We start from the raw sequence: 24,877 nt of genomic DNA, 5'->3' as shown, positions 1-24,877 counted from the left end.
TACTTCTAACTACATTTTTAATGTGATAATAAATATGCAATAGAAGTGCAGGAAACTAAGCAAAACTGATAAAAATTAACAGCTAATCGCCGTGTTTTTAATTGTCTTATAAGGCTTCCCAAAAAACGTCTAATTAGAAAAGAAAAACTCCAATATTTAAATTATTAGCCTCGCCTAACTTTTATTTTTAATAATACTTATAATTTAAATACTTTTAGGCTTAACATTAAAAGAAAAACACACTACATGTTTGATCCAACTGCTATTAAAGAGGTCTTTTTGGGACTAAATCCCATCATGCAAAGTTTATTTGGCGGACTTTTTACCTATGGATTAACAGCCTTGGGAGCAGCGCTTGTATTCTTTACCAAATCTGTAAATTACAAGATGCTCGATGCAATGATGGGTTTTGCGGCCGGGGTAATGATTGCTGCCAGCTTTTGGTCATTACTGGTTCCATCTATCGATATGGCCGGTGCGCAAGGTATGATCGAGTGGCTTCCGGCGGTTATTGGATTTCTAACGGGCGGAATTTTTCTGCGAATTTGCGACGCCTACCTGCCCCACCTGCATATCGGATTACCGATAGAAGAAGCAGAAGGAGTGCCCACATCATGGCGCCGGGCAACACTCTTAGTACTTGCCATTACCCTGCATAACATTCCAGAGGGACTTGCTATTGGCGTTCTATTTGGAGCTGCGGCTTCCGGCATAGAAGCAGCCGGAGGTGCTACCGTAATGGGTGCAATAACACTGGCCATTGGTATTGGCATTCAAAACTTTCCGGAGGGAACAGCAGTTTCTATGCCTTTGCGCCGTGAAGGGTTATCAGCTGGTAAAAGCTTTTGGTATGGCCAACTTTCAGGTATTGTAGAACCCATATCAGCAGTTATTGGCGCCGCGGCGGTGCTTATGGTTCAACCACTCTTACCCTATGCCCTTGCTTTTGCCGCCGGAGCTATGATTTATGTGGTTGTCGAAGAACTCATCCCGGAATCTCAGCTCCACGGTAATACCGACTTAGCTACCCTTGGCACAATGATTGGTTTTAGTGTAATGATGATATTAGACGTTGCCTTAGGTTAAGTCCCAAAAATTTATTTTATTACTTACAACTTAAAATAAGTTGGGATCAGGCAACGAAATAATGGGAGATTCAGTAACAGATAAAAAGGTTCTCATCGTTGAAGATGATATGATCATTTCAATGGTGCTGGAACGAATGATCAAGAAACTCGGGCACGAGGTGGTCAAAAAAGTTATTGCTGGGCAGGATGCTATTGACTCTGCTTTTGAGCTTGAGCCCGATCTTATCCTGATGGACATACAGCTCAAAGATAATATTGATGGCATTACGGCAATGCAGAAAATTCGTGAAAAATCGGATGTTCTTGTAATTTACATCACCGGAAACTCCGACCAGTATAGTCTTGAGCGAGCGAAAAAGACTGATTACGTAGACTACCTGGTAAAACCGATTCAAATGAGCCATCTGAAGAAATCTATCAGTAAAGCTTTTGCCGAACAGATTTCTTAATGAAAGGCAATACCCCTCTCTAAAACGGATTTATCGCTCCTTATTGCTATTTAACAAAAGAGTATTAACATTGTTATAGCAGAATTAACAGTGTTGCATTAAAATTATTCGCAGCTGTCACTTCTTATCTTAAAAACAGGAGGAGTTATGGAAGTTAATCTCTTAATCGCTGCAATTTCAGGTTTTATAGGTGCATTAATCTTAACCTTGCTGATCTACCTGCTGAAACTATTTGGGCAAGATCTTGACATCCCCTATCTCATCGGAACGCAATTCGTTGATATACAAAATAAAACAAAAGTATATGTGGTTGGTATATTACTGCATCTGCTCATTGGTGCCGGATGGGGTGTATTATACGTGGTCCTACTTACCGCCATGGTGGTAACGCCCAATTGGCCGGCTGGTATTCTTTGGGGATTTGGTCACGGGATCTTTGTCGGCGCCATGATCGGAATAATTGCGGATACCCATCCCTATATCGGGGAAGATAAACCTATTAACAGTCCGGGTATTTTAGGTCGGGAATGGGGCACGCTTATGCCCTACTGGATTTTAGGTATCCATATCATTTTTGGCGTCTGTACACTGTCGATTTATCATTGGTGGCTTACTGGTTAGCATCCTGATCATCAAAAGTCTCATTTGCCGGTTCACTATTATCTTCATGAGATATATAACTACCACCACCTTTGCCATTGGCTAACCATGCGCGATAATCCATAGCTTTCGAGATATCAATATCTCTGACCGTAAAAGCACGACCTTGATTCCCACTGGCAACATGTACCGTTAAATTGGCTAAACTTAATCTTTTTTGAAAGGGGTTCTGTTGCACCTGGCACGACTGCATTCGGTATTTCTTGACCATGGCAGTAGTTTTACTCAATAATCGAAAAGCCAGAATCAACGTATCTTCTCCTCTGGCTATCTCAGCATCCCTGTACTGTTGGTATCCCAAGAGTAATGCAGGAATCAGCAAAAACCAACTGTAAACGCCATAAGGTATGGTGCTCCACACAACTAAAATAACGGGTAATGATATCCAAAGCATTCGAAACAGATAGCGGCGCAAAGCTACTGAGGGCACATCATTCTTTTCTGATATCTCCGTGTTGTAGTCGGGAATAACTTCATCTACAAAGGTGTAAATTTGTGGCTTGGCCAATAAGGGGAACAATGTTGTAGAATTGCCTTCGCTTTCTCCATAACCTGCACTTTCAATAACTAAAGATGCATATCCCAGTGGCTGACGTAATAGTTCTTCCTTAATTTGCACCGCCTGAATACGATTAAAAGGGATCGTAAGCTGTGTGCGTTCAAATAGACCGCGACTTATGAGCAATTCATCCTCACGAACTTCCACAACAAAATCGTAGTATTTTATGATGGTTCCGGCAAATGAAAACAGCCATGCTATTGCAATAACTGCAAAAATTGACATGGCAATCATCGTGGCATTGGTACTCTGAGGAATAACCTTTTCTACAAAATGAATTATCTGCTCCTCAGAAATAAGCTGTTCAACCTGAGAAAAAGCTACCCCGACTACCGACAGGGCCACCCCAAATCGCCCTGAGGTTGATGCTGCGATAAGCAGATCTCTGGTATCCAGTGCATAAACTTTCCGCTGGGCGATCGGTTCAGCTTCCTGCGATTCTTCAGTCTTTTCAGTTTTCTTTCGGAGTAAGGTTTTTAACTTTTCCGCTTTTACCCGGGTAATAGCACTAATTTTTGCCTCCTTTGAACTGCTACCTGCTGTTTTTACTTCTACAGCTACCAGGCCGAATAATCGCTGCACTACTCCCGCAGATATATCAATTACCTGAATACGATCAGAAGTAAGATATAATTTTTTGCGCACGAACACTCCCTGCTCAATTCGAAGTTCCCCCTCCTCTACGCTGAATTCAAATCGATACCATGAAATAACACCCCAAATAAGCAAAAATAAAAATGCGCCGATAATCCAGTAAAGTGTAAAGTTAGCCTCCCGTCCGCCACTTCCCACGAAAACAAGTATCAGTATAGTAATAAAGTTCGCCCGGATTATATCAAAGGCGTTAGCCAGTGCAGCGGCGGGATGTTGTCGTTGTAATTCAAACATCTTCTTCAGCCAATCGAGCAAATTTAGAAATTTGATCACGCACCTGATCCGCAACTTCTTCGTTCAACGCCGGGATACGGTGTGTGGTTGCTGCGGTAGATATAGTTACATCCGCTAAATTATAGGATCGGAGAATAGGTCCCTGACGAGTATCTACATGCTGCACTCTTTTGATAGGTACTAACGTACGGGTAATAATAAAAATGCCGCTTTGCAGGTCAACCTCATGTTCATCAACTTCGTAGAACCATCGTCGCCAGCGAATCTCGGGGATAAAAAATATACCAAGACCCGTAATAACTATAAGTATTACAGATATTGCTATGAGAGTCCAGGTAGAGAAAAAACCAGCTTCGGGTGATAGTAATTTATATCCCCATAGAAAAAATAAACCGAGAACTAAAAATGAAATAAATATTGATAACGAAACCCGCCATGCTTTAATGGCGTCATGTGATAATTTATTTTTTGGTGATGATCGCATGAGATTTGATCCTTCAAAAAATTGCAACGAAAAAAGCGTATATAAAAAAAGCCACTATTACGTGGCTTTTCAAAGTAAGATAGGAAAAAATTATCCGTTGTTCTTAATATCCTGAATTTCAAGACGTACTTCTTGAGCAAGCTTTTTCAAACCCTGCAACCCTTTACGTGCACGGGTACCGGCAGCTTTATTTCCTTTCTCATAAAATTTTGTCATATCATCTTCAATTCCTGTAATGATATTTGTAATTTCTTCAAATCGGCTCATATTATTTCTCGATTAAATTAGTTGAATAACTGGTAAATGGAGTTTTTCTCCATCCCGGATGTTACCATCCTATAAAATACGGGCTTAAGTTAGCATTTTACGGATTAAAAACACTGATTAATTTTAAAATTATGTGATTGGTTCATTTGGACGTGCATCTTCGGCATCAGGCACGAAGTAAAGTACGATAAATCCAATCACAAATAACACTACAATTACACTCATCCCAATACGCTGACTATCAGCAAAATAGGTGAGCCAACCCACTAACAATGGTCCCGCAAAAGAGGTCACCTTGCCCGAAAGCGCCATTAATCCAAACATTTGGTTCTCTAAATCAGGTGGAGACACACGAGCCATATATGTTCGACTGGCAGCCTGCACAGGTCCCACAAATATTCCTAACACCAGCCCAAACACCCAGAACCAAGTTAAGTCTGTCACAATCAAAACACCGGTGGTTGTCACAATAAGTCCTACCAATGAATACAACATTGTTGTGCGGCTTCCCAGTTTATCATCCAGCCAAGCAAACAAGACCGCTCCCAGCCCGGCGGTTACGTTCAACCCGATGCCAAATATCAATACTTCGCGTTCGCTGAAATCAAACGTTCCCGCAGCGTAGATACCTCCAAATGCAAAAACGGTGGCAAGCGCATCAATAAAAATCATTCGCGCAATCAGAAAGCGGACGATATATTTGTACTTGCGTACATTGGCTATGGATGTTTTGAGCTGCTGCCACCCAGACTTAACGGCCTTTTTTAGTGCAATACCTGTCCTTGGCCGATCATTGGTAAACCCAAATAGTGGAAGCGAAAATAGTGCATACCAAACTGAGACCATTAAAAAGGTAGCACGCACGTGTTCGGCCATTTCTTTATCTAATCCAAAGGGAGGGGTTTCCACATCTACAAACACAAAAAGTGCCACGACAAGACAGGCAAGTCCGCCGGCATACCCAAGGCCCCATGCCCAACCCGACCAGCGTCCCATACGTTCTTTCGAGGCTAAATCAGGCAACATAGCATTATAAAAGATGATGGCAAACTCAGAACCAACCGTTCCGATAAAGACCAATACCAATCCTAATATCACAAAATCTTGCGATGGTTCTACGAACCAAAGCCCGGCAGTAGCCAAAATGCAAAGCAGTGAAAACCAAGCTATCCACGGTTTTCTGCGTCCCATCTGATCAGCAATGGCTCCAACAAAAGGAGCAGAAAGAGCAATTAATACGCCCGCAGCTCCAATAGTATTTCCCCACAAGGTACTACCCAGCGTTTCGTCTTGAACCACCGACTGCATAAAGTAAGTGGCAAAAACAAAGGTTTGTATAACCGTAAAAAATGCACTGTTCGCCCAATCATAAAGTGCCCAAGAAAACAGGGAGCGCGTCTGATCTTTTTTTTGTTGAGACATCTGAATAACTATGTTTCAAATTCTGCCATATTATGGATGGAATAGTTGGGAAATGCAATTTGTTATTGTAAACTGAATCACAAACGTGAGAAACAATTCATTTATGAAAGACAAAAGGCAAGATCTTATTTATATCTACGATACCGAACACCACAAAATTATTGTAATTGACAGTGAGACCGGGAATCGTATTCAAGAAGAGGATGATCAGGTTACATCACTGCTTAAGTATCTGCATGAGGAGAATAACCCCATTCTGCTTCGAAGATTTGCCGTATGGTGTGCCCGTCAAATAAATGATGAACTTAAACCTATACAGAAAAAAATACTTGATCTTGCTGAAAAAGCTGTACAGGAAGAAACCGAAGAGAAAGAACTACGAGAGCTATACCAAGAAACCGAAGGAACTGCTATTGCTACTGACACTACAGGAATGATGCAGGGAAATAAAAATGCCCCCGCTTATCTTGCCGCCCGAGAATGTATCAATCCCGACCCTTTAGAAGGTGCTATACAGGCTGCTCGCTTTCATCGGCTTTGGGCTGAAATGAAGGACAAGGAAGATGACCTTAATGATGTGGCTCTAAAAGAAGTGAAAGCAGAAGCATCAAAATCGACCATCCAAGAAGTTGAGCAACAACAAACCAATTATTTGCTTGACTTGATGAATGAATAACCATCTATACCCTTCAAAACCTTCTAACAACCATATATTTCGAGAATTGGGAAAATAAGCCCCTTTAGCTATATTAGTTGATACGTATATATTTACCGTCCACAGGCTATATGTATCAAAACAACGGAAACATATTATTTATTTCTGATGACCAACAGGTTTTAAACCGGTTCCGGCAGGCCTATGTTGAGTCGTATAATGTGTTTACAGCATCCTCAATTCAGGAAGCCCATCGCACTCTTTCTGCCTACGATATCCATGTAGTGACAGTAGAACAGATGATGCCGGAAATGAGTGGGTTACAATTCTGCGAAAGTATTTCTCATGAGTTCTCGAACTTGACCAATATTATTATAAGTAGATCAGAGGATACGAACTCTCTGGAACGTGCTTATAAAACGGGACTTATTTTTAGGTTTATTTCTGAACCTTTTACGAACGTGGACCTCCAAATGGCTATTGATAATGCCTTGCAAATTCACAAGGCCCATTTTGAGAATAAAAAACTGTCAGAAAGGATATCCTCATATGAAGAAGAGCAACAAGATATTCTCGATTTATTTAAGAAATACGTCCCCGGTGAAGTAGTATCACAGGCCTTAAAAACAAAAAAGGAAGATATAATGAAACCCGGAGAATCTCGGGTGGTTTCAGTACTATTTGCCGATATGAGGGACTTTACTAAAATGACCAGTGAGCTGCCTCCCTCAGAGGTCGTTCAATTTTTAAATGACTACTGGGATGTACTTTCCATCGCTATCAAAGAAAATAAGGGATCGATTAATAAATATATCGGAGATGGATTATTAGCCGTTTTTGGTGCTCCGGTATCTCACCTCAATAACCATAAAAATGCGGTTTCTGCTGCACTTGACATGGTTGGCCTGCTGGATCGCATCAACATAAAGTACAGTGAAAAATTGGGATCTGAAATAAGTATCGGTATTGGCATTAATAGCGGGGAGGTTATTGTTGGGAATGTTGGTACTGATGATTTTATGGAATATACCGTTATTGGAAATACGGTAAATACGGCTTCGCGCTTGGAAAAGATTAGCAAGAACAAGCCAAACTCAATAATTATAAGTGAACGGACCCATAATCTTGTTAAGGATTCTTTCCAAACATCAGAACTTAAAGAGACGACGCTTTCCGAGAAAACGGAAGTCATTAAATATTGCGAAGTATTTGGACCAAATCCCGGCAATGTTTTTCCTATGAACTCAAAAAGTAATATTCAGTAAAGCGATCCCCCCCCTCTCTTTATCAATTCTTGGAAAACACAAATGTAAATTTAGCCCCCTCACCTGCATTTTTAATATCTATTTCTGCATTAAGTTGGGCTGCGAAAGTATCAATAAGCAATGATCCTAAATTATCTTCGCTGCTAAGATCAAAACCATCGGGGAGCCCGGGTCCATTATCTGCTACACTTAGTCTGATATTTCCGTTCTCTTTAAAAAGCCCGACTTCTAATACTCCTTTTTTATCCTTTTTAAATGCATGTTTAAATGCATTTACTACAAGTTCATTTATTAAGAGTCCGCAGGGTATTACCCGGTCAATATCCAGCTCTATCTCATCCAGTTTAAACTTTAGGTCAACCGTATCATCATATTCTGTAAAGGTCCCGTGAATGGCTTCGACCAACTCTCTGATATAAGTATCCAAAGCAATATCCGAGAGTGATTTGGTCTGATACAACTTCTCGTGAATCAAAGCCATCGACCGAATCCGTGTTTGACTATCCTGAAGAACATTTTTTGCCTCATCACTATCGGTGCTATCCAACTGGAGCTCAATGAGTCCCGACACAATAGCCAAACTATTTTTTACACGATGATGAATCTCTTGTAGTAAGATCTCTTTCTCTTTAAGAGATTCCTGAATTTCACCGGTCTTACTATCTACCCGTTTACGAAGTACCAGAACCCAACCTACGACAATTGCTGTCACGAGTACCAATCCCCCAATAATCAAGAACATGTAATATTTGGGAAAGTCCGCATACTTCAAATCTTCAGGTGTTCGCAAGAGAAGCTGATAAGTTCGCTCTTCCGGGAATTTGGGATTATTCTCAGAGATAATGCCTTTGACCGATATTTTATCTCCTGTACTAAGGACGTCAAAATTGAATTGATCGAATAAATAATGAAAATTGGATACGTACACCATGATAGTCCCACTTGCTAACTCTCCTGATGATATCCTCAGATATTTTCCATTGAAGGTACTTCCTTTTTCAATAATACTCCCCTCCCCTTCGACCAACATGCCCAAATATTTTGATGGATTGGCCATAGCCTTGTTTAGAGATTTGGGAGCCGGCTCTTTTGAGTTATTGTTAACTACCCGATAGGAATCCACACTAACTTCTGACAGGCCATTATAGCGCTGAATTTTCCCTTTTACTACTAAGCTATCACCGGATTGAAAAGGATTATCAATCTCCATTGCAAAAATAGACATCCCTGCCGAGTCATTTTGAATAGATGCCTGCAAGTAATGCTCGTGGAAGAGTCCGGTACTAATATTGGCAATTCCAGTTATTGTTACTTCTTCCCCGAGATAATCGAGCTCATTATCAGCATTCGTATCCGTTCTTATTTTAGAGAATGACCAAAGAGAGTCTTTGGATACCTGCCCAAAACAGTATTCTATTGGAGATAAAAATAGAAACAAAAAGAATACCACGCATAAACCTCTGCCTGGAGGTGGATTTTGCCAACCTGATTTTTTCATAGCCGATTATTGATAGTAATATTTCCTAAAGCTGATAACAAGTTGTCCATTCTACAAAAGTTGGACATCTATTAAAAATAGAAACATCAATAATATTTTCACACCATCGGACTTTTTTCATCCTCCCTGCTGTTACATTTTTAACCCTAATCAACCACAAACATCTTGAAAGAAAATTTACACTGTCTTGTCACCGGAGTTACCGGCTATATCGGTGGACGTCTTGTACCTGAATTACTCAAAAAAGGATACCATGTTCGCGTACTCTCTCGTGATACTGATCGTCTGCAGGGACGCCCCTGGATTAACGACGTCGAAGTAGTGGAAGCCGATGTGCTCGAAGCTGAAACATTGCCAACAGCTTTAGAACACATTGATGTTGCCTATTACCTGATTCACAGCATGAGTGGCAAAGGCAGCTCGGAATTTCATAACCGGGATGTACAAGCTGCACGTAATTTTGGCAATATCGCCAGCCAGCAAAATGTGGATCGAATTATATACTTGGGTGGTCTCGGTGATCCCGATGACCAATTATCTGAACATTTGGCTTCGCGACAAAAGACAGGTTCTATTTTAAGAGAATCCGGAGTTTCAGTAACAGAATTTCGCGCTGCCGTTGTCGTAGGCTCAGGCAGTAAATCATTCGAAATGGTCCGTTATCTTACAGAACGGGTCCCTATTATGATTTGTCCGTCGTGGGTATACAGCAAAGTTCAACCTATTGCCATTCGCAATGTACTACAATATTTAGTTTCCACCATTGAAAATCCCGCCACCGAAGATGAGATTATCGAAATTGGCGGCAGCAGTGTTATAACCTATGCGGATATGATGAAAATTTACGCAGAGGTTAATGGGCTAAAACGCATTTTAATTCCGGTGCCGGTACTCTCCCCTACCCTCTCATCACACTGGGTACACTGGATGACTCCCATTCCCGCCTCACTGGCACGTCCACTTATTGAAGGCCTCAAAAACGATGTTGTAGTACAGGATGATAAGACCCAAAACCTCTTTCCTGAAATAAAACCTCTTTCATACAAACGTGCTGTTGAACTTGCCATAACTCGTATTGATACCGATGATGTAGAAACAACCTGGAATGACGCCCTTATCAGCAGCAAAGGGGATGAAGAACCTGTTATCCTGAAAACAAAGGAGGGACTTAACATCGAACGGCGAATTCGAACGGTTAATGCTTCTCCCCAACACGTTTTTGAAACTTTTGCAAGTTTGGGAGGTCAAAAGGGATGGCCGGCTTTTCAGTGGGCCTGGAAATTGCGCGGTATCATGGATCGGCTTGTTGGAGGGGTAGGTTTTCGCCGTGGACGCCGTCACCCCACCGAACTGCGCGTAGGAGATGCCCTCGACTTTTGGCGCGTTGAAGCTATAAAACCGGGCGAATTGCTGCGGCTACGTGCTGAAATGAAAGTCCCGGGTAGAGCATGGCTGGAGTTTCAAGCTAAAAAGGAAGATAAGACTACAACAAAATTAGTACAAACAGCTTACTTTGCCCCAAAGGGATTATTTGGTCTGCTCTATTGGTATGGTCTATATCCATTTCATTCGCTTATATTTTCTCGTATGATAGAAAAACTGGCTCAGCAAGCAGAAAACAATAAAAGATTATAGCCTCGTTACGTAACCTACATACTTATCATTTGAAAACTAATTAGCTCTTTGTAGCTTTTAGGCCATTCAAGTTAGCAACTATGCTTTACTACAAGACATTCTTCAAAAACGAAGATACCGACTGGGTCGTGTTTGTCCACGGTGCAGGTGGAAGCTCTTCGATCTGGTTTAAACAGCTGCGCGCCTATAAAAAAGAGTTTAACGTGCTGATGGTAGATCTCCGGGGACACGGCAAGTCAAAGGGAATGCTCCAAAAATATTATGAAGAAGAGTATTCTTTTAAGATGGCGAGCCAAGATATAATTAATGTACTGGACGAAATCGGGATCAAAAAAGCACATTTTGTGGGCGTTTCGCTGGGTACTATCATTATCAGAACGATTGGCGAAATGCAACCCGATCGTGTGCAATCACTGGTAATGAGCGGAGCTATTATGCGACTCAATATTCGCTCACGATTTTTAGTTTGGCTGGGACATCTATTTAAGAAAGTGGTGCCCTTTATATGGCTATATAAGCTTTTTGCATGGATTATTATGCCACGGCAACGACACTCCGAATCGCGAAATCTTTTTATTCGGGAAGCCAAGAAGCTCTATAAAAAAGAGTTCTTGAAATGGTTTAATATGACACATGAGGTGAATCCGCTACTAAAGTACTTCCGGGAAAAAGAACTGAAAATCCGTACGCTATATATTATGGGCAGCGAAGATCACTTGTTTTTGCCACCGGTAAAAAACGTAGTGAAGGAGCATACTAAATCCGTTTTAGAAGTAGTAGAAAAATGCGGACATGTGGTAAATGTGGAAAAGCCCGAGGTTTTTAACCGTATATCCATCAACTTCTTAAAATCTGACAACCTTGCTTCCAGTACTTTTTAATTATCCCGGAAAGTAATCCTATCAAAAAACTATTTGAGCAGATACTCTAATACCGCGTCCCAATCGGGAAACGGATCTTTACCAAAATGGATATGTTCGCCCGCGAAATCTCCGGCTCCGTTAGCCTTCCGATCATCAATAAGGTAATCGCCCCTGTTCAAATGTTTATTATGGCTCAAAATAAGACGCTTATGTGCTTTCTGGGGCAGATGCTTTTTTACCCAAAGTAATTTATCAATCCAGGCAGAGGGATTTCGCCACGGTGCTGTTGACAGAATATAGACATCGTACTGCTCACTCAGTTTATGAAAGGCCTCGATGGCCCCGTCGATGGGCGGCAGATCCCGAAAAAAGCCCGGTACTTCGTCAAGATCATCTTTGTATTCCTCGTAGGTTTCTTCTGAAAGCTGACCGATACCGTGCTCGAAATCCACCAACACACTGTCCATATCTACGTAAACAATTTCCATACGTAATTCCTCTTTAATTCAATCATCGTTTTAGATGCTGAAAACAAAGCCTGACCCGATACATCGGGGTTCAGCATGACATATACTTTTATGAGGGTACCAATATGACCTTGCCAATATTTTTTCGCTCCTCTATGTATTGATGTGCCTTTGAAATATTGCTGAAACTAAACGTTGTATCTACATGGGGATTGATCCAACCGTCTTCTACTCCTTGTAGTATTTCTTGTATCCAAACTTTTGCTTTCTCAGGCTCGTGCCACAAGTGTCCTAAATTTACGCCAAAGACTCCGCGATTTTTATTAAGCAGCGACAGCGGATGAAAAAATGGCATTTGCACAACGGTTTTAAGCATACCCCACATTGCTCCAATGCCACTGCTTGTGCCTTCGCTGGCAGATGAAATCCCGAACATCCCTAAACGCCCTGTTGCCCGCAGGGCCTCGTAACTTCGTTTCCATTCTTTTCCTCCCAATGGATCGATAATAAGTTCGACTCCTTTTTCATCAGTTAGATCCATCAGCTCTTCGTACCAATTCTTGTTGCGATAATCGATGGCATAATCTAATCCGCGATCAGCTAAAAATTGATGTTTACGCTTGCTTGCAGTGCCATAGATTGTTGCTCCAATATGTTTGGCAATATCCAGCGCAGCAATACCAACGCCACCGCCTACATTATGGATAAGAATGGATTCGTAGGACTGTAGCGATCCCATAACCTCGATTAAAATGTGAGCAGTTAAATAATTAACCGGCAAAACAGCCGCTTCTTCAAAAGATAATCGTTCCGGTTTTTCAAATAATTGCGATTCGCGAATAGCAACTTGCTCGGCCTGACCTTTAAAACGCGTTGCAGCAATCACTTCTTTATCCAGCCATTGATTATCAACCTGATCCCCAACAGAATCTACCACTCCCGAGACTTCATATCCCATTACACAAGGTTTCGACGGACCGTCAGGATACTGCCCTTTTCGTGCCAAAATATCCGCAAAATTTAACCCCGACGCTTTTACATTAATAATAACTTCATTTGGTTCGGGCTCAAGATCAGGGACTTCCTGAACTTTCAGTACTTCGTATCCGCCATTCGATGTGTTTACAATTTGTCTCATAAATATTCGGTTCTTATCCGGCTGTTCTCTTTGAGGTTTTTCTGTACAAATCTTATTGCTCATTTACTGCCAACTATCAGAAACAATATTGCTCATGAATACTCACTTCAGTTTTGTATCTTTGGCTCGCCTTATTATAACGATATAATTTTTAGAATTCTGAACTTTACGAATGGCTGCATCTTCCCCATTTGAACAAAATTCTCGTCTCAAAAACATTTTACTCATTTCGGGCATCGTGCTTATAGCCCTAAACTTACGCCCGGCCCTGGCGGGTGTTGGACCATTAATTAGCACCATCCGAGAAGCTACCGGACTTTCCAATGCCATGCTGGGACTGCTCACCACTCTTCCCCTGCTCGCATTCGGGGTGCTCTCAACATTAACCCCCCTGTTTACAAAACGTATGGGTATCGAAGGTACCCTTGCCTTAGCAATGGCCTTACTTTCCGGAGGTATCTTGCTTCGGGTTGTCCCTGCTAACTGGGCCCTTTTTGCAGGAACTCTATTATTAGGCATTGCAATTGCTTTTGGAAATGTACTTCTGCCCAGCCTTGTAAAACGCGACTTTCCCAACCATACCGGGATTATGACGAGTGTCTATTCCAGCATGCTGGGACTTGGAGCTACTGCAGCAGCCGGGGTCAGCGTACCATTAGCTCACGATTTAGGCTGGGGCTGGCGGTGGTCACTCGGATCCTGGGCAGCACTTTCTATCCTTGCTTTTATTATTTGGCTTCCCCAGCTAAAAGATCTGACGGTTCCCAAACAGGAACGTAACTTTTTGACCTCCATGAAAGAGCTGGGAGGTTCTCTTGTAGCCTGGCAAGTAGCATTATTTATGGGACTGCAATCTCTCGCATTTTATGTAATCTTAGCCTGGCTTCCGGAAATTCTCCAGGATCGTGGCCTTTCCCCCGGCAACGCCGGATGGATGCTTTCTCTCTCACAGGCGATGGGAGTCGTGGGAACGATATTTATTCCCGTCTGGGCCGAAAAAATTAACGATCAGCGAAAAATAGTTTGGGCTCTCATGATTGCTGAGGCTATAAGCCTAATAGGATTAATGTTCCCCGATCCGTTTTTAGTTGCCCTCTGGGCATCAATAATTGGATTAACACTTGGTGGCAGCTTTGGGTTGGCACTCTTGTTTATTGTGCTTCGATCAACCGATAGCGAAACAGCTACTGAATTATCAGGAATGTCACAATCCATAGGTTATTTACTTGCCGCCATCGGACCCACCCTCTTCGGAGCTATGCACGACTTCACCGGCGCGTGGTTTATCCCGCTACTGTTTCTATTAATTATTGTCGGCGCTAAACTTATTTTCGGATTGGGTGCCGCTCGTCCGCAGGAAGTAAAATAACATCCATAAAAAAAGTGGATACCCATCACTGGATATCCACTATAATATTTTTTGCAAAGTAAGTGCGGTTGCTACGCTACCTTAACGTGCACCTTTTTGCCTTTCACTCTGTTTTTATTCATCCCGTTGAGCACCTGGTTCACATATTGACCAGGAACATCAACAAAAGAGTGTTTAGGAAAAATATCAATATTACCGATTACTTTTCCGGGGATACCCGATTCACCAGCTATCGCCCCAACTAAATCACCGGGATATACATTGTTCTTTTTACCCACATTAAAGTGAACTTTGATCATTGCCGAATCGTCATACTGACCGACCTGAGTACTATCATCAGCAGATTCTTCTACTGCTGTGTTCATTTTAAGCAGAGCAGCTGCAATTTCGATAGTCGTAAACCGATCATCCGTAAATCCTTCAAGCTGTTCGATGTAGGGACGCAGATCACCCTTCTCAAGAACTTCAACAACCTCTTCCATTTGTCCAGCCAGCTTTGATATCCGAACATCGGCTGTAGAAGGCATTTCAAGTGGGTTCAGCTGATTTTTGATCTGCTTCTCAATGGCGTGCAGATCTTTTCTCTTACTACGTGTTGTAAACGTAATAGCCATTCCTGATCGCCCGGCACGTCCGGTTCTACCAATACGGTGCACATAATACTCCGGATCTTGTGGGATATCATAATTGAATACGACTTCGATATCCTCAATATCTAATCCGCGAGCAGCTACGTCCGTACCAACCAAAATATCGATCGCACCGGACCGGAATTTTGCCATCACACGATCACGCTGATTCTGATTTAAATCTCCGTTAATAAAATCCGAAGAATATCCTCGCGACTTAAGCTCTCGCGTTACCTGTTCAGTTTTGCGCTTGGTATTACAAAAGACAAGCGCCAGCTTGAAATTATTGATATCCATAAATCGACAGATCGCTTCGGTGCGTACAGAATCTCGCACTTCAACTACATACTGCTCAATATTAGGAGCTGTAACTTTTTTGCGTTCAATCCTAATGGTCTGGGGATTATTCATATAGCGATTCATGATCTTACGAATCCCTTTCGACATCGTCGCAGAAAACATAATTGTCTGTACCGGCTGGTCAGAATAAGATAGAATCTGTTCCATATCATCCCGAAAACCCATGTTGAGCATTTCGTCAGCTTCGTCAAAAACTACGCGCTTTAAGTCATTTAGCTTCATCGTTCCGCGGCGCAAGTGATCAATTGTTCGTCCCGGCGTACCCACTACAATATGAGCACCTCGCTTAAGTGCTTTTATCTGTCGCGATATAGACTGTCCTCCATAAATAGGAATAACATTCAATCCATCAAGGTGTTTTCCTATCTTGATAAGTTCTCCCGTTACCTGAATAGCCAGTTCACGAGTGGGACACATAATAATGGTCTGGACATTTGCAATATCAAGATCAGTTTTCTGTACTACCGGAATACCAAATGCGGCTGTTTTTCCCGTTCCTGTTTGAGCCTGACCAACAACATCCTTCTCTTCCAAAAGCGGTGGAATACATTGTACTTGTACGGGCGTCGGTTTCTCAAATCCCATCTGCTCAATTCCCTTGAGAATAGGATCAGCAATATTAAGTTCGTTAAAATCTAAATCTGTCATAAATAAAATTAATTGAGTATTAGTGAATACCTGACGCCACAAAAACATACTTATAGTACCGGTCTTTTAAACCGCTATCCAAAAACCGTATATATTAGAGGCGCCGACAGACCAAAGAAAGGATTGTAAGAACCTGTTTAACGAGTAGGTGGGATTTTAAGTAACACCAGCTGGCGGAAAGATACGCAATAATATGCAGAACAGCACTATTAATTATTCTTAGTTGGGTCCGGCACAAAATACTAACATACTGATCTTTAATTTTCTATGAGAATGACCAGTAGCACCTTTAAATATGCCTTCATTAACTGTGAAAATAATATAGAAAGTAAATTAAAATTCACTAATTGTTTTTTACACATGATAGATGTTCCGTAATTATTACTAATTATTAATTTAATATTCATTTATGGGACAACAACAACTGCTTTTAGTCATATTAGTAACTATTCTCGTGGGCGTAGCAGCCGTCGTTGCTATTGATACGATGCAGGAAGCCAGAGACAACTCGAATGAATCGGCAGTTCGTCAAGATATACTGATGGTAATCAATGATGCCCAGATCTATTATAAGAAGCCGGACATGTTGGGCGGTGGCGGCAGTTCATTTGATGGTATCTCTGAGAAAAATATTCTGTCCATCGATCCTGAAAACGAAAATGGCAGTTACGAAGTTTCCGGATCGGGAAATACCCTAACCGTTACGGGAACAGGCACCAACGAAGATGTTGAAGTTACCGCAACAGCTACTATGACTTCTGATGGGATGGAAGTCTCATGGTCTACCCCATAGATCGTGATTGGATTGCAAATCTATATTCTTAAGAATACGCTCGTAACATAAAAAAGATCACCACTCCTGTTACCGAAACATACAGCCACACCGGCAACGTAACTTTAGACACTTTTCGATGTAATTTCAACTTCCCGGAAAAAGCCAGGTAAAAACTGGTAAGTATCATTGGCATTACAATTGCCGATAAAATGATATGAGATATGAGAATAAAAAAGTATATCGGACGGATAAATCCTTCTCCCGTAAAAGGCGTGCTGCCATGATAGTTATGATAGATCACATAACTAATCAGAAAAAAGGTTGAGGTGACAAAGGCAGTGAGATTAAATCTCATATGCTTGCTAAAATCACGCTGTCGTATTGCTCGATATCCAAATATCAACAATACAGCACTCGCACTATTTAATAAAGCATTCAGTGCAGGTAAACTCGTAACCAGATTTGAACTGTAGTCGCTCCCTCCTTTGTAGTAAATCAACCAGATTAAAAAACCAAATGCTACACTACTTATTAATAATATTACGCCAAGGGCTTTGGCGAGACTAATATTTTTTAAGAGATCAATAGTAACCGGTTTCTCAGAATTCATAAACTAGCTGGTATTAACGCACACAATTTTAAGTAGACTGAAGATACATAATATTCATTTTTTCTACAGGTTCATTTCCGGTTTGAATACCTGCCAAGATTACAGATACAATTTACGGGATTTCCTGAATTCAATTAGACATTTTTAAAAAATAGATTATATTTTAACGCTCTTAATTTTCGGGATGAAAGAGTGACCCTATTCTATTTAGATTCGATTTAAATATGATAAAGCTCATTTTTATGGGTTCTAAAAGAGTTGGATTTTCCATACTTTCATGCCGAAAACTTTTAGAGGACAATTGCTTAAAGTAACGACAAAAATTACTTAACCCATGGCTCAGATTTTTCCCCGATGGGCAAATGAAGTACCCCAACGTATTTTGCTCGGGCTCATAATTTTCGCGACAGCAACAGTAGCAGGAGTTTGGTATTACTTTTCTCCAGAATATACCGATGTAGGCTATGCCCCCGAGCAGCCTATCGAATACAGCCATAAACTGCATGCCGGTAAACTCGATATTGATTGTCAATATTGCCACACAAACGTTTTTGACTCAAAGCATGCGAATGTGCCGGCTACGCAAACCTGCATGAATTGCCACAACCAGATTGATGGACAAAATAAACCCAAAGAAGTACAAAAAATTCGTGACAGCTGGGAGTCTGATGAGTCTATTGAATGGGTGCGCGTCCATAACCTTCCGGACTATGCTTACTTTAATCACGCAGCGCACGTCAACGTAGGAGTAGGTTGTGAAAGCTGCCATGGCCGGGTAGATCGGATGGAGGTTGTTCGACAAGTTGAACCCTTAAGTATGAGCTGGTGTCTTGACTGTCACCGAAATCCGGAGCAAAATGTTCGTCCGGTTGAAGAAGTCACTACAATGGGATATAAACCGGAAAAAGATCAGATTGAAATGGGACGTGAGCTTGTAGCAAAACACAATATTGCTCCCCCTACCTATTGTCAAAGTTGCCATTATTAATAAGAAGGAATATTTAACCGAACGAATCTGAATTAACGCAACCGTAACGGAATGAGCGAAGAAGTAAAAAATCCCAATTACTGGAAAAGCCTTGGCGAACTTGCTCGCAATGAAGAGTATGAGAAGTACGTTGAGCGCGAATTTCCCGAAAACGCCACTGAACTTAACGACAAAGTATCACGACGCAGCTTTTTGCGTGTGATGGGAGCATCCATTGCGCTTGCGGGATTTGCCGCCTGTCGGCGACCGGTGCAAAAAATTGTACCCTTTAGCAAGCAACCTGAAGATCTGGTGGAAGGCGTACCCCAGTATTATGCTTCTGCATCACCATTCCAGGATGCAGTGACTGGTATTGTCGTCGAAAACAATTCAGGGCGACCCACTAAAATTGAAGGAAATGAGATGCATCCCGCAAGTAGTGGGAATACCAGCATCTTTGGTCAGGCAGAAATATTGAACATGTATGATCCTGACCGATCGCGCTACGTCCGTAAAAACGGAGAGCGTTCTTCGGTTAGTGCCTTTGCAAAATTTTGCAGCGATCATTTTTCAAATACTGATCAAAATATCGCTTTTGTCTCTGAGGCAAACTCCTCTCCTACTTATAATAGGTTGAAGGATCAGGCGATGGATCAATTCTCCAATGCTCAATGGATTACGTACGAGCCATTTGGGGAGGACAATGCTCTTGAAGGCACAAATATTGCTTTCGGGGAGCGATTGCGAACATATAATAAGTATGACGAGGCCGATGTCATCGTAAGTTTTGACGATGATTTCCTAAATCCGGCCGCAGACAAAAACAGCGTTGAAAATACCAAGCGTTTTACCGACAGACGTCGCGTAATGTCTGAAGATGACGACATGTCCCGGTTTTATGCTGTTGAAAGCACATTTAGTATTACCGGTTCCAACGCTGACAATCGCCTGCGCATTAAGTCAGGTGAAATTGAACTCTTTATATATGCACTGGCTGCTGAACTTTCTAATTCTGTAAGTGGATTATCTGCATTCAGTGGTTACAGCAACAAATTTTCTGATCACGAATGGGTCTCTGTTCTCACTGAAGAACTACTTGATAACAGAGGAGATTCTATTCTAACTGTTGGACGCGATCACAAACCAGAGCTTCACGCAACCGTTGCAGCGATAAACGTTGCGCTTGGCAACGATGGACAAGCTGTTGATTATCTTGAAGTTCCACATGCTGATAATCAAAACAACCGTGAAGCTTTTGCCGGTTTAGCTGAAGATCTTAACAATGATAATGTAGATACGGTGGTACTTGTAGGAGCAAATCCTGCATTCACGGCACCGGCTGATTTGAATTTTGAAGAAGCTCTTTCCAATGCCAGACAGGTTATTCATCTCTCCAACTATTATGATGAAACTTCAAAACTGGCCAACTGGCATTTAAACCGGGCTCATTTTCTTGAAGCATGGGGCGACGGTTACTCCTATTCCGGAACACGTTCTATTATCCAGCCACAAATCGAACCATTATATTCCGGAATCAGTGAAATTGAATTTTTGAATATCATCCTGAATGGAGAACAAACAAAAGGTTATGATATAGTTCAGGATACGTGGCAAGATTATTACACGAATGATTTTACGAGTCAGTGGAATAAAGCACTGCACGATGGATTAGCAGGTGAAGAAACATTTTCTGTTGCTTCAGTCAGTATTTCAAGTGCATTTAATTCACAAGCCAGCGACTTCATTAGTAATGCAGACCCTTCTGAGGGTATGGAGCTGGTTATCCGACCTGACTCAACCGTTTTTGACGGACGCTTTGCGAACAACGGTTGGCTGCAAGAGCAACCTAAGCCCATGACGAAGATCACTTGGGATAATGTTGCTCTGATGAGCAAGAAGACAGCCGACGAGCTGGGTGTTAAAGAAGCCGGGCTTGGAAAAGCAGAAGTTGAAGTTATTTCTATCACTGTTGATGGCACTACTCTTGAGATACCGGCCTGGGTTCAACCCGGACATGCCGATGACAGTATCACGATAACGGTAGGATATGGCCGAGAAGGCGTTGGACGTGTTGCTAATAAAACAGGTGTTGACACCTATCCACTTCGCACAACAGATAATATGCATTTTGCCAGTAATGTCTCAGTTGAAAAGACAGGCAAAACATATGAGATCGCCTCTACACAGGATCATAATACTATGGAAGGGCGATCGCTACTGCGACATGCTACCCTTCAAGAGTATCGTGAGAATCCCAACTTCTCGACATATGAATCTGCTTATGACGCGGAGATGCCGGGGGTTGCGTATGCTGAAGAGCATGGCGAGGATGATCCGCTTTCAATTTTTAATCCTATTGATGAACAAGAATACCCTGAAGACGAACCACAATGGGGTATGTCTATTGACCTGAACACCTGTACCGGATGTGGGGTCTGTACGATTGCATGTACGGCTGAAAATAATATCCCGGTAGTAGGTAAGCGCGAGGTAAGTCGAGGGCGTGAGATGCACTGGATCAGAAATGATCGCTATTTTGATGGTGATGTCAACGATCCCAAAGCCCTACACCAGCCTGTGCCCTGTATGCACTGTGAGCTGGCCCCTTGCGAACAGGTTTGCCCGGTAGCGGCAACCACCCACAGCGATGACGGTATGAACCAGATGACCTACAACCGCTGTATTGGAACCCGTTATTGTGCGAATAACTGTCCTTACAAGGTTCGTCGCTTTAACTTTTTCAATTATACTAAAGAATTTTTAACAGGTGGAGATGACCCGGAAATCGTCCAAATGGCGATGAATCCGGAAGTAACCGTGCGATTCCGCGGTGTGATGGAGAAATGCACCTATTGTGTACAGCGTGTAAACCGCGCCAAGATCAATCGCAGCATAGACACAAACGGTGAAACCAAGAAACCTAAAGATGGAGCTGTAGAGACGGCTTGTCAGCAAGCTTGTCCCGCAGATGCTATCTACTTTGGAGATCTCACCGATCCCGAAAGTGAAGTAGTGAAAACGAAGAAGAACAATCGTAACTACTTACTGCTTGAAGAACTTAATACGCGACCCAGAACGTCGTATCTTGCTAAAGTTCGTAATCCCAATCCCAAATTGGCTTAATTTTCAACATACTTTACGATGAGCACAGATTATCAATACGTACCAGAGCCAGCACTCGTAAAAGGAGATCATTCCTTTGGGAGTATAACTGACCTTATTGCCAAAACTCCCTTATCTCCTACTCCTAAATTATGGTATTTAGCGTTTGGCCTGGCCAACATACTTCTTATCACACTATTAGGAGCTATAGGATACCTCATTTGGGATGGTATCGGTATTTGGGGACTTAACAACCCGGCCGGATGGGGTTGGGCTATTATCAACTTTGTTTGGTGGGTTGGTATTGGTCACGCTGGAACACTTATTTCTGCTATCCTTTTCCTCTTTAGGCAGGGATGGCGAACAGCTATTAACCGTTTTGCGGAGGCAATGACTATTTTTGCCGTAATGTGTGCAGGTATCTTCCCTGCTATACACGTGGGACGTATCTGGGTTATCTACTGGGTATTCCCTATCCCCAACCAGATGGCAGCTTGGCCGAATTTTTCAAGTCCACTGCTTTGGGATGTTTTTGCCGTAAGTACATACTTTACCGTTTCACTACTTTTCTGGTATGTTGGATTAATCCCGGATTTTGCTACTCTACGCGATAAAACAAAAAGCAAGGTTGCCAAAATTACGTATGGCATTGCTTCTCTCGGCTGGACAGGCAGTTTCCGAAATTGGTGGAACTACGAAAAGGCCTATATGATTCTGGCCGGTCTTGCGACTCCCTTGGTACTGTCGGTACACACCATTGTATCTTTTGACTTTGCCGTTTCTGTTATTCCGGGCTGGCACAGTACTATTTTCCCGCCCTACTTTGTTGCCGGTGCTATTTATTCCGGTTTTGCCATGGTATTGACACTGATGTTGATCGCTCGAAAAATTTACGGTCTTGAAGACATTATGAACATCGATATCATGGAAAAGATGAATCTTGTAATGATGATAACAGGTAACCTGGTTGCTTTTGCTTACCTGATGGAAGGTTTTATCGCCTGGTACAGTGGTTATATTTATGAACAAGGAATTTTCTGGCTCTACGTTGTTGGGCCTTATGCCTGGGGCTTCTGGATCCTCATGTTCTGTAATGTGGTAACCCCACAATTCTTATGGTTCAAGAAAATACGACGTAACGTAGCTATCACTTTTGTTATTTCGATTATTGTGAACATCGGAATGTGGTTCGAACGCTTTATGATTTCCGTTGCTTCACTCTCAACAGACTTTATGCCCTCTGCGTGGGATTATTATTCTCCCACCTTCTGGGATATCATCACCTATATCGGAACATTCGGACTATTCTTCACTTTCTTCCTGCTCTTCCTGCGCTTTATGCCAATGGTTGCCATTGCAGAAGTTAAAGGTGTTATGCCGCAGGCAGATCCGCACAACTATGATGAAGAAACCAACGAATTTGATATAGAGAAAACCAAACCTGTTGTTGTTCAACAAGAGCAAACTGTTTAGTAACTGATATTTATGGACGCAGAAAACAAACAAATTTACGGTGTGTTAGCCGAGTTCAGGAATCCAAAAGAACTCGTTGATGCCGCTTCTTCAGTTAAAAAATCCGGATACCAGGATTTCGATACCTACGCTCCCTTTCCCATTCACGGGATGGAAAAAGCTATGGGGTTAAAGAAATCTCCGCTCGGCTGGATTGTGTTGGGTGGAGCCCTAACTGGTATGATAGGTGCATTAGCATTAATGATATGGGTAATGGGTTATGAGTACCCGATGAATATTAGTGGTAAGCCATTCATCAACTTTCCAGTTTATATACCTATAACATTTGAGTTAACCGTACTTCTGGCAGCTTTTGCCACTACATTTGGCATGCTTGCGCTCAATAAATTACCACGCTTACATAATCCTTTGTTTAACGTAGAGCGCTTCTCAAAAGCCTCGGACGATGGCTTTTTTGTTCACATTGAAGCTTCTGATGATCTCTTTGCTGAAGAAAAAGTTAAAAAGCTGTTCCAGGATAACGGAGCAACACACATTGAAACCGTATACGATTCGGAATAATTGACCACAAAAATCTTTAGATCGCATAACGATCCGATGAAAGTTTCCAAGTACTTATTATTAGCTGTTTTAGTCCTCCCATTGGCTTTAGCTGGATGCAGAGGCGGGAAGTTTCAATCTCAGCCTGTCCATCCTAACATGAATATGGATCAACAAAAACGTTTTGAGGCACAAGAAAAAAATGAGTTCTTTTCCGACAACCGTGCCATGCGTAAACCGGTAGAGGGAACTATTGCCCGTGACAATCTTAAAGAAGATAAAGCCTTGTACCAGGGTATTAACGAGGACAGCAGCTTTGTAGATCAAATCCCTGTTGATGTTACGAAATCATTCATTTACCGAGGCAAAGATCAATACGAAGTATTTTGTACACCCTGCCACGGGATAGCCGGTGATGGAAACGGCATCATTATGGCAAATAACTATGGATATGTGCCTGCTCCAAGTTTTCATCTTGAGCGTTTGAGAAACCAGAGTGATGGATATCTTTATTCTGCTATTGCCAATGGCATCAGAAATATGCCATCCTATGCCACACAAATTCCTGTTAAAGACCGATGGGCTATTGTAGCCTATGTACGAGCACTACAGAAAAGTCAAAATGTTTCTGAAGACGAAATTCAAGAATATGATGTAGATCTTGCTGCTCTTGAAGAAGACTATCAGGAAAAATTAGCTGCGCAACAAGCCAAAGAAGAAGCCCAGGCAGGCGGCGACGGTGGAGAAGTTTCTGTTGAACGAGGTAAAACAATTGCACAAAATAATGGTTGCATGACTTGCCACTCAACCGATGGTAGCAAATTGGTTGGTCCTACATGGCAAAATTTATATGGATCCGAACGAACATTTGATGATGGATCAACGGCAACCGCAAATGAAGAGTATTTGAAAGAATCTATTGTAGAACCATCTGCTAAAGTCGTAGAAGGATATCCTCCTTCTATGGTTTCATATGACTTTCTGAGTGATAGCGAAATCAATTCACTTGTTGAGTATATAAAATCACTGAGTGAAAACGCTGAATAACATTTTAAAACGTATTTAA

General features: G+C 41.9%; 23 protein-coding genes. 14 read left to right on the top strand and 9 right to left on the bottom strand.

Annotated features, from left to right (window positions below; all coding sequences use genetic code 11):
• The first annotated feature begins 246 nt into the window (after positions 1-246).
• The 3 genes from CK503_RS12225 (at position 247) to CK503_RS12215 (ending at position 2,158) form a co-directional block, all read left to right on the top strand.
• Positions 247-1,086, top strand: coding sequence for a ZIP family metal transporter (locus CK503_RS12225; RefSeq protein ID WP_095607104.1), 840 nt, complete (start codon positions 247-249; stop codon positions 1,084-1,086).
• 61 nt (positions 1,087-1,147) lie between these two features.
• Entirely contained in the window at positions 1,148-1,537 is a 390-nt protein-coding gene (locus tag CK503_RS12220) for a response regulator (protein ID WP_095607103.1), read from the top strand.
• Between the two features lie 147 nt (positions 1,538-1,684).
• Entirely contained in the window at positions 1,685-2,158 is a 474-nt protein-coding gene (locus CK503_RS12215; protein ID WP_095607102.1) for a hypothetical protein, read from the top strand.
• Here the strand turns inward: CK503_RS12215 and CK503_RS12210 are convergent.
• From CK503_RS12210 to CK503_RS12195, 4 genes are all read right to left on the bottom strand, one after another.
• On the bottom strand, positions 2,148-3,644 hold the full coding sequence (locus tag CK503_RS12210) for a PH domain-containing protein (RefSeq protein ID WP_095607101.1): 1,497 nt from the start codon (positions 3,642-3,644) through the stop codon (positions 2,148-2,150). The genes CK503_RS12215 and CK503_RS12210 overlap by 11 nt on opposite strands.
• On the bottom strand, positions 3,637-4,128 hold the full coding sequence (locus tag CK503_RS12205; protein WP_095607131.1) for a PH domain-containing protein: 492 nt from the start codon (positions 4,126-4,128) through the stop codon (positions 3,637-3,639). Before CK503_RS12205 ends, CK503_RS12210 begins: the two co-directional genes overlap by 8 nt.
• Before the next feature lie 90 nt (positions 4,129-4,218).
• Positions 4,219-4,395: a histone H1 gene (locus CK503_RS12200; protein ID WP_095607100.1), complete on the bottom strand. Its 177-nt coding sequence runs from the start codon at positions 4,393-4,395 to the stop codon at positions 4,219-4,221.
• Between the two features lie 129 nt (positions 4,396-4,524).
• The gene (locus CK503_RS12195; protein WP_095607099.1) at positions 4,525-5,817 is read right to left on the bottom strand and encodes an MFS transporter; all 1,293 of its coding nucleotides are present in this window, start codon (positions 5,815-5,817) and stop codon (positions 4,525-4,527) included.
• Between the two features lie 103 nt (positions 5,818-5,920).
• On the opposite strand from CK503_RS12195, the gene CK503_RS12190 reads away from it, so the two are divergent.
• Entirely contained in the window at positions 5,921-6,493 is a 573-nt protein-coding gene (locus tag CK503_RS12190; RefSeq protein ID WP_095607098.1) for a hypothetical protein, read from the top strand.
• A 110-nt stretch (positions 6,494-6,603) separates the two neighbouring features.
• Positions 6,604-7,737, top strand: coding sequence for an adenylate/guanylate cyclase domain-containing protein (locus CK503_RS12185; RefSeq protein ID WP_095607097.1), 1,134 nt, complete (start codon positions 6,604-6,606; stop codon positions 7,735-7,737).
• Positions 7,738-7,759: 22 nt separating this feature from the next.
• On the opposite strand, the gene CK503_RS12180 is transcribed toward CK503_RS12185, so the two are convergent.
• A complete protein-coding gene (locus tag CK503_RS12180; RefSeq protein ID WP_095607096.1) occupies positions 7,760-9,235 on the bottom strand; it encodes a histidine kinase dimerization/phosphoacceptor domain -containing protein in 1,476 nt (491 codons plus the stop codon).
• A 165-nt stretch (positions 9,236-9,400) separates the two neighbouring features.
• Between CK503_RS12180 and CK503_RS12175 the strand changes: the two genes are divergently transcribed.
• Both CK503_RS12175 and CK503_RS12170 read left to right on the top strand, forming a co-directional pair.
• Complete coding sequence (locus CK503_RS12175; protein WP_095607095.1) at positions 9,401-10,870, top strand: SDR family oxidoreductase; 1,470 nt, start codon at positions 9,401-9,403, stop codon at positions 10,868-10,870.
• Between the two features lie 80 nt (positions 10,871-10,950).
• Positions 10,951-11,751: an alpha/beta fold hydrolase gene (locus CK503_RS12170; protein WP_095607094.1), complete on the top strand. Its 801-nt coding sequence runs from the start codon at positions 10,951-10,953 to the stop codon at positions 11,749-11,751.
• 29 nt (positions 11,752-11,780) lie between these two features.
• On the opposite strand, the gene CK503_RS12165 is transcribed toward CK503_RS12170, so the two are convergent.
• On the bottom strand, positions 11,781-12,221 hold the full coding sequence (locus CK503_RS12165; protein WP_095607093.1) for a 5' nucleotidase, NT5C type: 441 nt from the start codon (positions 12,219-12,221) through the stop codon (positions 11,781-11,783).
• 88 nt (positions 12,222-12,309) lie between these two features.
• On the bottom strand, positions 12,310-13,338 hold the full coding sequence (locus CK503_RS12160; RefSeq protein ID WP_095607092.1) for a zinc-binding dehydrogenase: 1,029 nt from the start codon (positions 13,336-13,338) through the stop codon (positions 12,310-12,312).
• Between the two features lie 172 nt (positions 13,339-13,510).
• On the opposite strand from CK503_RS12160, the gene CK503_RS12155 reads away from it, so the two are divergent.
• Positions 13,511-14,707 (top strand): CynX/NimT family MFS transporter, encoded by a 1,197-nt coding sequence (locus CK503_RS12155; protein ID WP_095607091.1) that lies wholly within the window; start codon positions 13,511-13,513, stop codon positions 14,705-14,707.
• A 71-nt stretch (positions 14,708-14,778) separates the two neighbouring features.
• On the opposite strand, the gene CK503_RS12150 is transcribed toward CK503_RS12155, so the two are convergent.
• On the bottom strand, positions 14,779-16,344 hold the full coding sequence (locus CK503_RS12150) for a DEAD/DEAH box helicase (protein ID WP_095607090.1): 1,566 nt from the start codon (positions 16,342-16,344) through the stop codon (positions 14,779-14,781).
• Between the two features lie 409 nt (positions 16,345-16,753).
• On the opposite strand from CK503_RS12150, the gene CK503_RS12145 reads away from it, so the two are divergent.
• The gene (locus CK503_RS12145; protein WP_095607089.1) at positions 16,754-17,137 is read left to right on the top strand and encodes a hypothetical protein; all 384 of its coding nucleotides are present in this window, start codon (positions 16,754-16,756) and stop codon (positions 17,135-17,137) included.
• Between the two features lie 28 nt (positions 17,138-17,165).
• Here the strand turns inward: CK503_RS12145 and CK503_RS12140 are convergent, their stop codons facing one another.
• Positions 17,166-17,729 (bottom strand): DUF420 domain-containing protein, encoded by a 564-nt coding sequence (locus tag CK503_RS12140; protein WP_095607088.1) that lies wholly within the window; start codon positions 17,727-17,729, stop codon positions 17,166-17,168.
• A gap of 334 nt (positions 17,730-18,063) precedes the next feature.
• On the opposite strand from CK503_RS12140, the gene CK503_RS12135 reads away from it, so the two are divergent.
• The 5 genes from CK503_RS12135 (at position 18,064) to CK503_RS12115 (ending at position 24,858) form a co-directional block, all read left to right on the top strand.
• The gene (locus CK503_RS12135; protein ID WP_095607087.1) at positions 18,064-18,717 is read left to right on the top strand and encodes a cytochrome c3 family protein; all 654 of its coding nucleotides are present in this window, start codon (positions 18,064-18,066) and stop codon (positions 18,715-18,717) included.
• 51 nt (positions 18,718-18,768) lie between these two features.
• A complete protein-coding gene (locus CK503_RS12130) occupies positions 18,769-21,819 on the top strand; it encodes a TAT-variant-translocated molybdopterin oxidoreductase (RefSeq protein WP_095607086.1) in 3,051 nt (1,016 codons plus the stop codon).
• An 18-nt stretch (positions 21,820-21,837) separates the two neighbouring features.
• The gene (gene nrfD / locus CK503_RS12125) at positions 21,838-23,271 is read left to right on the top strand and encodes an NrfD/PsrC family molybdoenzyme membrane anchor subunit (RefSeq protein WP_095607085.1); all 1,434 of its coding nucleotides are present in this window, start codon (positions 21,838-21,840) and stop codon (positions 23,269-23,271) included.
• A 12-nt stretch (positions 23,272-23,283) separates the two neighbouring features.
• On the top strand, positions 23,284-23,832 hold the full coding sequence (locus CK503_RS12120; protein WP_095607084.1) for a DUF3341 domain-containing protein: 549 nt from the start codon (positions 23,284-23,286) through the stop codon (positions 23,830-23,832).
• A gap of 144 nt (positions 23,833-23,976) precedes the next feature.
• Positions 23,977-24,858 (top strand): c-type cytochrome, encoded by an 882-nt coding sequence (locus tag CK503_RS12115; protein ID WP_217988411.1) that lies wholly within the window; start codon positions 23,977-23,979, stop codon positions 24,856-24,858.
• The last annotated feature ends 19 nt before the right edge of the window (positions 24,859-24,877 follow it).

Source organism: Fodinibius salipaludis, assembly GCF_002287075.1.
GTDB classification, from domain to species: Bacteria; Bacteroidota; Rhodothermia; order Balneolales; family Balneolaceae; genus Fodinibius; species Fodinibius salipaludis.
This window is presented reverse-complemented; position numbering and strand designations above follow the sequence as displayed.

Excerpts from the sequence above, each read along its gene's own strand:
- CK503_RS12225 (WP_095607104.1), top strand. The coding sequence starts at position 247 with ATGTTTGATCCAACTGCTATTAAAGAGGTCTTTTTGGGACTAAATCCC.
- CK503_RS12220 (WP_095607103.1), top strand. The coding sequence starts at position 1,148 with ATGGGAGATTCAGTAACAGATAAAAAGGTTCTCATCGTTGAAGATGAT.
- CK503_RS12215 (WP_095607102.1), top strand. The coding sequence starts at position 1,685 with ATGGAAGTTAATCTCTTAATCGCTGCAATTTCAGGTTTTATAGGTGCA.
- CK503_RS12210 (WP_095607101.1), bottom strand. The coding sequence starts at position 3,644 with ATGTTTGAATTACAACGACAACATCCCGCCGCTGCACTGGCTAACGCC.
- CK503_RS12205 (WP_095607131.1), bottom strand. The coding sequence starts at position 4,128 with ATGCGATCATCACCAAAAAATAAATTATCACATGACGCCATTAAAGCA.
- CK503_RS12200 (WP_095607100.1), bottom strand. The coding sequence starts at position 4,395 with ATGAGCCGATTTGAAGAAATTACAAATATCATTACAGGAATTGAAGAT.
- CK503_RS12195 (WP_095607099.1), bottom strand. The coding sequence starts at position 5,817 with ATGTCTCAACAAAAAAAAGATCAGACGCGCTCCCTGTTTTCTTGGGCA.
- CK503_RS12190 (WP_095607098.1), top strand. The coding sequence starts at position 5,921 with ATGAAAGACAAAAGGCAAGATCTTATTTATATCTACGATACCGAACAC.
- CK503_RS12185 (WP_095607097.1), top strand. The coding sequence starts at position 6,604 with ATGTATCAAAACAACGGAAACATATTATTTATTTCTGATGACCAACAG.
- CK503_RS12180 (WP_095607096.1), bottom strand. The coding sequence starts at position 9,235 with ATGAAAAAATCAGGTTGGCAAAATCCACCTCCAGGCAGAGGTTTATGC.
- CK503_RS12170 (WP_095607094.1), top strand. The coding sequence starts at position 10,951 with ATGCTTTACTACAAGACATTCTTCAAAAACGAAGATACCGACTGGGTC.
- CK503_RS12165 (WP_095607093.1), bottom strand. The coding sequence starts at position 12,221 with ATGGAAATTGTTTACGTAGATATGGACAGTGTGTTGGTGGATTTCGAG.
- CK503_RS12160 (WP_095607092.1), bottom strand. The coding sequence starts at position 13,338 with ATGAGACAAATTGTAAACACATCGAATGGCGGATACGAAGTACTGAAA.
- CK503_RS12155 (WP_095607091.1), top strand. The coding sequence starts at position 13,511 with ATGGCTGCATCTTCCCCATTTGAACAAAATTCTCGTCTCAAAAACATT.
- CK503_RS12150 (WP_095607090.1), bottom strand. The coding sequence starts at position 16,344 with ATGACAGATTTAGATTTTAACGAACTTAATATTGCTGATCCTATTCTC.
- CK503_RS12145 (WP_095607089.1), top strand. The coding sequence starts at position 16,754 with ATGGGACAACAACAACTGCTTTTAGTCATATTAGTAACTATTCTCGTG.
- CK503_RS12140 (WP_095607088.1), bottom strand. The coding sequence starts at position 17,729 with ATGAATTCTGAGAAACCGGTTACTATTGATCTCTTAAAAAATATTAGT.
- CK503_RS12135 (WP_095607087.1), top strand. The coding sequence starts at position 18,064 with ATGGCTCAGATTTTTCCCCGATGGGCAAATGAAGTACCCCAACGTATT.
- CK503_RS12130 (WP_095607086.1), top strand. The coding sequence starts at position 18,769 with ATGAGCGAAGAAGTAAAAAATCCCAATTACTGGAAAAGCCTTGGCGAA.
- nrfD (WP_095607085.1), top strand. The coding sequence starts at position 21,838 with ATGAGCACAGATTATCAATACGTACCAGAGCCAGCACTCGTAAAAGGA.
- CK503_RS12120 (WP_095607084.1), top strand. The coding sequence starts at position 23,284 with ATGGACGCAGAAAACAAACAAATTTACGGTGTGTTAGCCGAGTTCAGG.
- CK503_RS12115 (WP_217988411.1), top strand. The coding sequence starts at position 23,977 with ATGGATCAACAAAAACGTTTTGAGGCACAAGAAAAAAATGAGTTCTTT.